Source organism: Cobetia sp. MB87 (assembly GCF_011319755.1).
In the GTDB taxonomy this organism is placed as follows: domain Bacteria; phylum Pseudomonadota; class Gammaproteobacteria; order Pseudomonadales; family Halomonadaceae; genus Cobetia.
Window position 1 is genome coordinate 282,123 of sequence record NZ_VFBC01000008.1, and the last position, 11,310, is coordinate 293,432.

The following is an 11,310-nucleotide window of genomic DNA, read 5'->3' on the forward strand; positions in this document are numbered from 1 at the left end:
GAGGATACCGACATGAGCAAGATGGCCCCTGAACTGCCGATCGAAGTGGATAGCGAGACAGGCGTCTGGACCTCCGACGCCCTGCCGATGCTGTACGTGCCGCGTCACTTCTTCATCAACAACCACGTCGCGGTGGAAGAGGCGCTGGGCGTTGAGAAGTACGCCGAGATTCTCTACCACGCCGGCTACAAGAGCGCCTGGCACTGGTGCGAGAAGGAAGCCGAGCTGCACGGCCTGGTCGGGGTGGAGGTCTTCGAGCATTACATGAAGCGTCTGTCACAGCGCGGCTGGGGCCTGTTCATCACCGAGGAGATCGATCTGGAGCGCGGCACCTGCAAGGTGCGCCTGGAACACTCCTGTTTCGTCTATCAGCAGGGCAAGACCGGCACAAAGCTTGAGTACATGTTCACCGGCTGGTTCGCAGGCGCGATGGACCAGATTCTGGCCGCGCGTGGCAGCGAGCTGCGCACCGTCGCCGCCCAGACCCAGAGCGGTGGTGAGGAAGGCTGTGACGTGGGGTATTTCGAGGTCGCTCCCGGAACAGTGTGACGTTTTCGGATCCGCCACTCTCTATTCCATGGCTCGGGTCAAGGCCGAGGCCCAGACTTGGCACAGGCAACAGGCAACAGGCAACAGGCAACAGGCAACAGCACAAGCCGACTGCCCGATCATCTCTCTGTCACGACACTCACCACATACACAACAACGACAACGCAACGCCTGAGCGCCGCCTTTCCTGACATGCAAGACGCCTGACGCCAACCCCACCGCCACGACTCGTGGCGGTGGGCAGGCCAGGCCAGCGTGACAAGGCGGTGCTCTCCCCGGCGAGGAGCTCTCACCATGGCATTCGACGCACTCTTCCAGCCGATCGAGATCGGCAAGCTGACCATCCGCAACCGCGTCGTCAGTACCGCCCACGCCGAGGTGTATGCCACCGATGGCGGCATGACCACCGAGCGCTACGTGCGCTACTACGAAGAGAAGGCCAAGGGTGGGTGTGGCCTGTGCATCTGTGGTGGCTCCTCGGTGGTCTCCATCGACAGCCCGCAGGGCTGGTGGAGCTCCGTCAATCTGTCGACTGATCGCATCATTCCGCATTTCCAGAATCTGGCCGATGCCGTGCACAAGCATGGCGGCAAGATCATGATCCAGATTACCCACATGGGCCGTCGCTCGCGTTGGGACGGCTTCGACTGGACCTCGCTGATGTCGCCGTCCGGCATCCGCGAGCCGGTGCACCGCTCCACCTGCAAGACCATCGAGGTGGAAGAGATCCAGCGCATCATCGCCGACTTCGCCCAGGCGGCGCGGCGTGCCAAGGAAGGCGGCCTGGACGGCGTCGAGCTGTCCGCCGTGCACCAGCACCTGATCGACCAGTTCTGGAGCCCGCGCGTCAACAAGCGCACCGATGAGTGGGGTGGCAGCTTCGAAGGCCGCATGAAGTTCGGTATCGAGGTGCTCAAGGCAGTGCGCGCCGAGGTCGGCGACGACTTCGTGGTCGGCATGCGTATCTGTGGCGATGAATTCCATCCCGATGGCCTGTCCCACGACGACATGAAGCAGATCGCGGCCTATTACGATGCCACCGGCCTGCTCGACTTCTTCGGCGTGATCGGCTCGGGCTGTGATACCCACAACAGCCTCGCCAACGTCATTCCCAACATGTCCTACCCACCGGAACCCTTCCTGCACCTGGCCTCCGGTATCAAGGAAGTCGTCTCGATTCCGGTGATCCACGCCCAGAACATCAAGGACCCCAACCAGGCCGAGCGCATCCTGGAAGGCGGCTATGTCGACATGGTCGGCATGACCCGCGCCCACATCGCCGACCCGCACATCATCGCCAAGATCAAGATGGGCCAGCTCGACCAGATCAAGCAGTGCGTCGGTGCCAACTACTGCATCGACCGTCAGTACCAGGGTCTGGACGTGCTGTGCATCCAGAATGCCGCGACGTCACGCGAATACATGGGCCTGCCGCATCAGATCGAGAAGACCAGCGGGCCGGTGCGCAAGGTCGTCATCGTCGGCGGCGGTCCGGCCGGCATGGAAGCGGCTCGCGTGTGTGCCGAGCGTGGCCATGCCGTGACGCTGTTCGAGGCGAAGGAAGAGCTGGGTGGCCAGATCACCACGGCTTCCAAGGCGCCGCAGCGTGACCAGATCGCCGGTATCACGCGCTGGTATCAGCTGGAGCTGGCACGTCTGAAGGTTGACCTGCGCCTGGGTACGCGCGCCGATGAGGCCACCATCCGTGACCTGCGCGCTGACGTGGTGATCCTCGCGGTGGGCGGCCGTCCGTTCATGGAGCAGTTCGAATCCTGGGGCTACGACGAAGACCCGGCCAAGAGCCTGATCGTCTCTTCCTGGGACGTGCTGGACGGGCGCGTCGCGCCGGGCAGCAACGTGCTGATCTACGACAGCATCTGCGAATTCTCCGGTGTCTCGGTGGCCGACTATCTGGCCGACAAGGGCGCCAGGGTCGAGATCGTCACCGACGACATCAAGCCCGGCGCGGCGGTCGGCGGTACCACCTTCCCGACCTACTACCGCAGCCTGTATGCCAAGGAAGTCGTGATGACCTCCGACATGGTGCTGCATGAGGTCTACCGCGAGGGCGAGGGGCTGGTGGCGGTGCTGGAGAACGAGTACACCGGCACGCTGGAAGAGCGCGTCGTCGACCAGATCGTGGTCGAGAACGGCGTGCGCCCGGATGAAGCGCTCTACTACGCCTTCAAGGACGGCTCACTCAACAAGGGCCAGATCGACGTCGAGTCGCTCTATGCCATCAAGCCGCAGCCGTGCCTGAGTCAGGCCACCGAAGGGGATGACTACCTGTTGTTCCGTCTCGGCGACTGCAATGCACCGCGCAACACCCACGCCGCCATCTATGACGCCCTGCGCCTGTGCAAGGATTTCTGATCGCGTCTGACACATAGGTGGGAGGTTTGGCTATGAACGAAACAGTCTTGTCGGTGTTGATCTTCGCCGCCTTGGCGCTGGCCGCCGTCGGCGCGGTCAAGCGCATCGGTCTGTGGCGCCAGGGGCGGGCGGATGCCACGTCCATGAACGTGGGAGAGCTGATCGCGAGTCTTGCCAAGGTGCCGCGCCGCTACGGGGTGGACCTGCACCATGTGGTCGCGCGGGACCGCTACATGGCCAATACCCACGTCGCCACCGGCGGTGGCTTCGTGGCCGCGGCGCTGCTGATGGTGGTGGTCTACGGCTTCGGCATCGACTCCGCTTGGCTGGGCGTCTTGCTGCTGCTGGCCAGTGGCGCGATGTTCGCTGGTGCGCTGTTCGTGCGTCGTCGTCGTCTCGACCCGCCGGCGCGCCTGTCGCGTGGCCCGTGGATGCGCCTGCCCAAGAGCTTGCTGATGTTCTCCACCAGTCTGTTCGTGATGAGTCTGTCACTGGTGCTGCCGGAAGGCGTCGGCGGCATGATCTCCGGCGGTATCCTCGGGCTGGTGTTGGTGGCGGGGATCGCCTGGGGGCTGCTCGAGATGATCGTCGGCATGACAGGTGGCGGCTCGCGCATCACCGGGCCGATGAAGCATGCCTTCGCGGGGGCGCTGCATCTGGCCTTCCATCGGCGTCCGGCACGTTTCAGCACCCGTGACAGCGCCGGCATCCGCGACAGCGCGCTGCTGCCGTTGGATCTTTCCAATCCCGAGGCGCCGCTGGGCGTCGGCAAGCCTGCCGACTTCAACTGGCGTCAGCTGCTGGGCTTCGATGCCTGCGTGCAGTGCGGGCGCTGTGAAGCGGTGTGTCCGGCGTTCGCGGCCGGTCAGCCGCTCAATCCCAAGAAGCTGATTCAGGACATGGTCGTGGGCATGGCCGGTGGCAGTGATGCCGCCTACGCCGGTTCGCCCTATCCGGGCGACGAGCCGAAGCGTGCTGTCGGTCAGCATGGTGGCGGCCCGCAACAGGCCATCGTCGGGGCATCGCCATATGCTCGGCCGGCAGGTCAGACCGTTGACTCTGATAGCCAGACCGTTGCCTCTGGGCCGATCCAGATCAAGGCGGCACCGGGCGCTGCGGGCAAGCCGGCAGACGCCGACAAGCTGATCCACGAATTCAAGGTACTGGTCGAGCCGGAAACCCTGTGGGCCTGCACCACCTGTCGCGCCTGCGTCGAGGAGTGCCCGATGATGATCGAGCACGTCGATGCCATCGTCGACATGCGCCGTCACATGACACTGGAGCAGGGCGCGACACCGGGCAAGGGCGTCGAGGTGCTCGACAATCTGATCGCCACCGACAATCCGGGCGGTTTCGCGCTCGAAGCGCGCCTGCATTGGGCGGCGGATCTCGACCTGCCGCGCATCGCCGAGCTGCAGGCCGCCCGCGAGGCGGCGCGTGATCCGCGTCCGGTGGAAGCGCTGCTGTGGCTGGGCGATGGCGCCTTCGACATGCGCAACCAGCGCACGCTGCGTGCCTTCGTGCAGGTACTGCGCGCCGCCAGGGTGGATTTCGCCATCCTCGGCGCGGAAGAACGTGACAGTGGTGACGTGGCGCGTCGTCTGGGGGATGAGGCGACCTTCCAGTCGCTGGCCACGCGCAATATCGCCACCCTGTCGAAGTATCGCTTCGCGCGCATCATCACCTGCGATCCGCACAGCTTCCATGTGCTGGGGCGTGAATATGCCGCCTTCGGTGGCGACTACCTCGTCAACCACCACACCAGCTACATGAACGAGCTGCTGGCGGCGGGTCGTCTGAGCCTCGATGCCACCAGACTAGCCACGCTCGGCTCGGTTACCTGGCACGACCCCTGCTATCTGGGTCGCTACAACGGTGAATTCGAGGCGCCGCGTAGCTTGCTGGCGGCGCTGGGGCTGGAAGTGCGCGAGATGCAGCGCTCCGGCTTCCGCTCACGCTGCTGCGGCGGCGGCGGCGGCGCGCCGGTGACGGACATCCCCGGCAAGCAGCGTATCCCCGACATGCGCATGGGTGACGTGCGCGAGACCGGCGCCGAGGTAGTGGCGGTGGGCTGCCCGCAGTGCACCGCGATGCTGGAAGGCGTAGTGGCACCGGCCGGTGAAGCTGAACCCCAGGTGCTGGATCTGGCGGAACTGATGGCGCGGGCGCTGGTAGCGGAGGCGTCCACTCAGGGCTTGTCCACGCAAGGCTTGGCGGCGTCGACCACGCAGCCCACTGACGCGGAGGTGGCGGCATGACGATTTCCCCGGATCTACACGCATCAGAGCAGCCACAAGCAACCGAGCATCCACACCCATCAGAGCGCGAGCCACTGCCACGCCGTGACCCGCGCCTGGAGCAGCAGGCACGCAATCGCCTGCACCCGCAGCACCTCATCGCGCTGCAGGCGCTGGGCCGCGGCGCGGCAGCCCCTCAGGAACGCTGGATGGGCCCGAAGGGCGTGATGCGTCGCGACCCGCATGTCGGCCACTTCATCGCCGCCAATGGCCGCAAACGCATCGACCGCAGTGGCCGCTCCGGGCCTGCCGCGGCGGGCGCTGGCCAGCCCGCCGTCGTGGCCAAGGCGCGTGTGCTACCGCTAGTCGAGATCGCATCACCTGCCTTCCTGATCGCGGTGGTGCCGGACATGACCGGTGGGCGACTCTCGAGTCACGACCGCGATGTGCTGGGGCTGGCGCGTCAGATCGCCGATGCTGACCCCGCCCATCAGGGCGCGGTGCTGGCCGTCACCTTCGGCACGCTGCGTGAGGAGGGTGACGCCGCCGACAGTGTCGGACTCGGCGCGGCGGGTGCCGATCGCTGGCTGCACTTTGCCGATATTCTCCACGATGGCTACGCGCCGCTGGCCCAGCTGGCGGAGCTTGAGGCCATTGATACACGCCTGGCACCACGGCTGTGGTTGCTGCCGGAATCCCGCACTGGCGGTGGTGAACGCGGCCGACGTCTCGGTGCGCGCCTGCTGTGCCAGGGCGAGGCGCTGGCGCGGCCCAGCGGCAACGCCTATCAGCTCGACGGCGAGCTTGCTGCCATCGGGCGTGGCGAGCTTGCCGAGGTGAACGTCACCGGGCGCAGCGGCAATGGTCATCAGGACCTGACCCGTCCGCTGACCCGTATCCTGCTGTGCGAGGCGGAATGCGCCGAGCCGGTGGAAGATGTGCGCCACGCCGCGCTGCCGCTCGAGTGGGAGCCGGCCAGCGCCGCGCGCGTCATGCCAGACGTGATCGAAGATCTTGGCCCGGTGGCCGTTGATCCCTCCGCGATCGCGCTGGGCGAGGCCGAATTCATTCTCTCGGCGGGCAACGGCATTCGCGACTGGGATGGCTTCCACCGTGCCGCCAGCCTGCTGGGGGCCACCGAAGGCGCCTCGCGGGTGGCGGTGGATGACGGCTTCATGCCGCGTGCCCGTCAGGTCGGCGCCACCGGTACCTGGGTGACGGCGCGGGTCTATGTCGCGGTGGGCATCTCGGGGGCCATCCAGCATCTGCAGGGTATCCAGCGCTGCGACAAGGTGGTGGCCATCAATACCGATGGCGGCTGTGACATGGTCAAGCGCGCGGATCTCTCGGTGATCGGCGATGCCGGGGCGATTTTGGCCAGTCTCTGTCAGCAGCTCGAGGCCGAACGCAGTGCCTGCGGTGATGGCCCGTCGGTGGAGCAGGCGCCTGCTGCGCTAGCTACATCATCCAGTACGTCATCCGCCACGCTTGCCGCCGACGCGGCCTGAACTCGCGCCTGCGACAGGGGAAAGGAGAAGGACATGAAGGCAGATCGTTCGTCCGTTGCGCAGCAGGCCTCGGCACCGCTTGAGGTCGTGAGTCTGGTATCGCTGGGTCAGCACCCGGTTTCGGGGCGTCTGCGGCGTGCCGAGCAGGACGCCCGCGCCCTGGAACTGTGTCTGGCGCTGGAGCGCCAGTCTGCGCCCGGTGCCGTCAGCCTCAGCGCCTGGCATGCCAGTGGCAGCGAGATCATCCCCGGTAGCGAACAGGACCAGGCGCTGCGCGGCTATCTGGGCATGGGGCTGGAGTCGTTGACGCTGGTGACGCCCAACACCCTTGAAGCTGTCGATTCACAGGCGGCTGCCATTGATCAACCGGTCATCGATGTCTGGCCGCTGCTGGTGGCGCGCCTCAAGCAGGCGGCACCGCAGCTGGTGGTGTGCGGCGGTCAGGGCGAGACCGGCGAGGGCAGTGGCCTGCTGCCGCATCTGCTGGCGGAGAGCCTTGGCTGGCCGCTGGTGGAGGGCATCGTCGCGATCGAAAGCTGTGATGGCGAGCAGCTGACTGCGCTGCAGGCATTGCCGCGCGGCCAGCGACGGCGTCTGCGCGTGAAGCTGCCGGCGCTTGTCAGTGTCGACTCCGCCGCACCGGCGGCGCGTCAATCAGCCTTTGGTCAGGCGCGACGTGGCGAGCTAGCCGCGGTGGCCAGCGGTGAGCTTGCCCATGACGTGCTGGCGGAGGCCTTCAGCGTGGCGCCAGCTCGCAAGCGACCCAAGCGCTTGAAGCGTATCAAGGCGACCAGCGCGCGTGATCGTTTCAAGGCCGCGGCCGCCAAGGCCGAAGGAGGTGGTGGCAAGCGTCTGGAAGGCGTGAGCGCCGAGGAAGGCGCGGCGGAAATCCTCAAGCTGCTGCGTGAGGAAGGCGTGCTGCGCTGAAGTCGCGCAGACGGTAAAAAGCCCCTGTCAGCACGCTGGCAGGGGCTTTTTCATACCTCACAGAAGGTCGCTCCTCACAGAAGATCGCTCTTACAGAGGATCACTCCTCCCACTGCCAGTCCTCATCGTTCAAGGGCTCGGGCGAGGTGTGCTCGTCGGTTCCCTGGGGAGCCTTGCGCGCTGCCTGGCTGGCTTCGCGCTGGCGCATCGGCATGTTGTCGATCACCTGATAGATCTGGTCGGGGGAGACGAAGCCTTCCTGCTGCATCTTCTTGCCGCCGTCCTTGCCCATCAGGATGACGGTGAAGGGCGCACCCTCGCGCAGTTGCATGGCATCACGCAGGGCACGCACCTCCTCGAAGCTCATCGGCACGCCATCGTGGATGCCGCGCGTACCCATCAGCGTATAGAGCGTCATGTCGCGTTGCTGCATCTCGCCACGCGTGGCGCGCAGTTCCTCGCGCTGGCGCTCGAGATCCCGGTCCTGCTCATCCGGCGCGATCAGCACCAGCGAGCGTCGGTTCCAGGTCTCGCCCAACAACGGGTTGGCGGCGGGGTCGACATTGGCGGCGGTCATGGTGGTCTCCGCGGTGTCCGGTGAGGTCGGTGGCGGTGGCGCGCCAGTGGATGTCTCGGCGGGCGCGTTCAGGTCGGCGTCCGAATCCAGCAGGCTGATGGCATGCACCGGCGAGCTCAGCATCAGGGCCGGCAGCAGGGCCAGAAGCATGAGGCTCATCAGGCCCGGCGTCAGCCTGCGGTGCGTGAGCAGTCGAGGCGGCGCGGACCGTATCTGTGAGGACAGTACCTGCGAGGACAGTCTCTGCGCGGACGGTATGTGCGTGGACATGGCAGTCCTCCGGCGGCGAATGATATGAGCTGGGATAGCCAGCCTGGCGGCAGAAGCAGGTTGCACAGGAGAATGGCACACCCCGAATGACAGACTCTCCTTCAAGACTAAGCCAGTCGCCGGGAGTTTGCTGCCCGTCGGCGCGCGATTTATGTGGTACTTCACGATATGCCGCCCTCATTCAGCCTGTGAGAAGGCCAGTGGCGACATACCGATAGCGGCGGCAACAGGTGGCGTGGCTCTCCGCAAAGCGCGTGCAGACTTTACGCGGCATGCTACAGATATTTCCAAAGTCGTAGTGCAAGCTGTATGCACGTCCAGCCGTCATGACGCCCGTCATGCGTGGCTCCGCGGCTTTTACGTTGCTGATCTGCGACTCATGTAACTCTGGCGATACAGAATGTTTTCAAAGAGTTGCATGAAAAAATGAACATCCTGTCGTCAGGCCCGTCTGAGTTAGGGCAAACACTTATTGATCACTGCTGGAGGCTGCAATGAAACGGATGACTGCATACATGACGGCTGCCCTGATTTCCGCGGGCATGATGTCGGCACCGGCGTTCGCTGCTGACGCACCGGCCCAGGGTCAGTCTACTGCCCAGGCGGCACAGGCTCAGGCTGGCGATTTCACTGATGCTCAGCTGGAACAGTTCGCTGCGGCCTCTCAGGATATCGCACGCATCTCTCAGGAATTCGCCGGCAAGCTGCAGAAAGCCGACGACGAGACTGCCAAGCAGAGCGTGCGTCAGGAAGCCAATGACGAGATGGTCAGCGCTGTCGAAGACTCCGGTCTGGAAGTCGCCACCTTCAACTCCATCGGTCAAGCGGTTCAGAACGACCCGGACCTGATGAAGAAGGTGCAGAAGCTGGCTCAGGAAAACTCCTGATCTCGCCTGGATGACGTTCGGGTCATCCAATGAAGACGCCGCCCCCGGTTACCGGGGGCGGCGTTTTTTTGTGCCCATGTCTTGCGGCCTGTCAGTCAGTACCGCCCTGGTCAGTAAAGCCTTGGGTCACGCCGCATGTCAGGCACCGGCGACCGGACGAATGAGCATGTCCTGTGCCTTCTTTTCCTGCAACAGGCCACGGAACAGCGAATAGCACATCACCAGCAGTACCAGCGTGAACGGCAGACCCGTGGCGATGGCACCGGCTTGCAATGAGCCCAATGCGGCGCTTCCCCCGCCATAGAGCAGGGCACCGGCGATCAGGCCTTCCATCGCCGCCCAGAAGACTCGCTGGCTGACCGGCGCGTCGATCTTGCCACCGGCGGTGATCGAGTCGATCACCATCGAGCCCGAGTCGGACGAGGTCACGAAGAACACCAGTACCAGCACGATGGCGATCAAGGATGCCACGCCGGACAGCGGCAGGTTGTCGAGCATCTGGAACATGGCCAGCGACACGGAATCGATACCATTGGTCAGTGCGCCGACGCCATTGATGGCCTGTTCCAACGCCGTGCCGCCGAAGACGGACATCCACACGATGGTGACGAGTGTCGGCACCAGCAGCACGGCGGTGACGAATTCGCGCACCGTGCGGCCGCGCGAGACTCGCGCGATGAACATGCCGACGAACGGTGACCAGGAAATCCACCACGCCCAGTAGAAGACGGTCCAGCCGTGGAACCAGCTTTCATCGGGACGGCCGATCCAGTTGGACAGTGGCAGCAGATATTCCACATAGCTGAGGGTGGTGGTGCCCAGACCCATGAGAATGGCGAGTGTCGGCCCGAAGATGAGGATGAAGATGATCAGCACGGCGGCGATGATCATGTTGATGTTGGAGAGCAGCTTCACGCCACCATCCAGACCACGACTGACCGAGTAGATGGCCACCAGCGTCACCAGGATGATGATCGCGATCTGGGTTGGCAGGCCATCGCCGACGCCGAACAGGTAGTCCAGTCCCGATGCCGCCTGAGCGGAGCCCAGCCCCAGCGACGTCGCCAGGCCGAAGATGGTCGCCAGCACGGCGAGGATATCGACGATATGCCCCATCCAGCCCCAGGTGCGCTCGCCGAGTATCGGGTAGAACGCCGAACGGATGGTCAGCGGCAGGCCCTTGTTGTAGGTAAAGAAAGCCAGCGACAGCCCTACCACGGCGTAGATGGCCCAGGGGTGCAGGCCCCAGTGATACATGGTGGCTCCCAGCGCGGCGCGTGCCCCTTCCGGCGTTCCGGCCGGCGCGTTGAGTGGCGTGCCGTACCAGTCGGTGTAATAGGCCACCGGCTCGGCGACGCTCCAGAACATCAGGCCGATGCCCATGCCGGCGGCGAACAGCATCGCGAACCAGGAGCGTGTCGAGAACTCGGGGGTCGCCTTCTGGCCGCCCAGGCGCAGCTTGCCCACCGGATGCACGATCAGCAGCAGGCAGAACAGCACGAAGAGGTTGCCGGCCAGCATGAACAGCCAGTCACCATGCGCGATGGACCAGGCCTTGGCGCCGCCCAGGGCACTTTCCGCGCCCGCAGGGAAGACGATGGCAAACAGGATGAAGCTGACGATCAGCACGGCGCTGATCGCGAAGACGGGGTTGTGGACATCGAGACCCATGACCTGGACATTGTCCTGGCCGATCTCGTAGTCCGTGTCATACGGATTCGATGACATGTGGTGACCTCATGTTGTTATTGGTGTCGCCAGCCGGGCAGGGCAGTTGGCGTGAAGCGAGGTGTTGTCGCGGGTGTCTCCCGGGGCTGCGATGTGGGAAGGGTGGTGGAGTAGCAATCCACAGCGCGGTGACGAGTCTGACTGCGGGGCAGGTCGCCGCCGGACCTCGGTGATTGTGTGAGGGCTTGGCGAGGGCGAGTTAGCTGGATACGACGCCGACATGTGCATGGCTGACACGCGAGACGATTCGGTGG

8 protein-coding genes are annotated in these 11,310 nt (G+C 64.9%); 6 read left to right on the forward strand and 2 right to left on the reverse strand.

The annotated features are described in order from the left end of the window. Nucleotides 1-12: 12 nt before the first annotated feature. From CDPAHKCJ_RS10740 to CDPAHKCJ_RS10760, 5 genes are all read left to right on the forward strand, one after another. Entirely contained in the window at nucleotides 13-549 is a 537-nt protein-coding gene (locus tag CDPAHKCJ_RS10740) for a DUF5943 domain-containing protein (RefSeq protein ID WP_166019773.1), read from the forward strand. Nucleotides 550-843: 294 nt separating this feature from the next. Next, the gene (dgcA, locus tag CDPAHKCJ_RS10745) at nucleotides 844-2,922 is read left to right on the forward strand and encodes a dimethylglycine demethylation protein DgcA (RefSeq protein ID WP_166019774.1); all 2,079 of its coding nucleotides are present in this window, start codon (nucleotides 844-846) and stop codon (nucleotides 2,920-2,922) included. A 32-nt stretch (nucleotides 2,923-2,954) separates the two neighbouring features. After that, nucleotides 2,955-5,180 (forward strand): (Fe-S)-binding protein, encoded by a 2,226-nt coding sequence (locus CDPAHKCJ_RS10750; protein ID WP_166019775.1) that lies wholly within the window; start codon nucleotides 2,955-2,957, stop codon nucleotides 5,178-5,180. Beyond that, nucleotides 5,177-6,667, forward strand: coding sequence for an electron transfer flavoprotein subunit alpha/FixB family protein (locus CDPAHKCJ_RS10755; protein ID WP_166019776.1), 1,491 nt, complete (start codon nucleotides 5,177-5,179; stop codon nucleotides 6,665-6,667). Before CDPAHKCJ_RS10750 ends, CDPAHKCJ_RS10755 begins: the two co-directional genes overlap by 4 nt. Nucleotides 6,668-6,700: 33 nt before the next feature. Beyond that, on the forward strand, nucleotides 6,701-7,594 hold the full coding sequence (locus CDPAHKCJ_RS10760) for an electron transfer flavoprotein subunit beta (RefSeq protein WP_166019777.1): 894 nt from the start codon (nucleotides 6,701-6,703) through the stop codon (nucleotides 7,592-7,594). A gap of 100 nt (nucleotides 7,595-7,694) precedes the next feature. On the opposite strand, the gene CDPAHKCJ_RS10765 is transcribed toward CDPAHKCJ_RS10760, so the two are convergent. Continuing rightward, on the reverse strand, nucleotides 7,695-8,321 hold the full coding sequence (locus CDPAHKCJ_RS10765) for a DUF4174 domain-containing protein (RefSeq protein ID WP_166019778.1): 627 nt from the start codon (nucleotides 8,319-8,321) through the stop codon (nucleotides 7,695-7,697). Nucleotides 8,322-8,935: 614 nt separating this feature from the next. Between CDPAHKCJ_RS10765 and CDPAHKCJ_RS10770 the strand changes: the two genes are divergently transcribed. Next, on the forward strand, nucleotides 8,936-9,328 hold the full coding sequence (locus tag CDPAHKCJ_RS10770; RefSeq protein WP_043333741.1) for a DUF4168 domain-containing protein: 393 nt from the start codon (nucleotides 8,936-8,938) through the stop codon (nucleotides 9,326-9,328). Between the two features lie 138 nt (nucleotides 9,329-9,466). On the opposite strand, the gene CDPAHKCJ_RS10775 is transcribed toward CDPAHKCJ_RS10770, so the two are convergent. Then, a complete protein-coding gene (locus CDPAHKCJ_RS10775; RefSeq protein ID WP_166019779.1) occupies nucleotides 9,467-11,056 on the reverse strand; it encodes a BCCT family transporter in 1,590 nt (529 codons plus the stop codon). Between the last annotated feature and the right edge of the window lie 254 nt (nucleotides 11,057-11,310).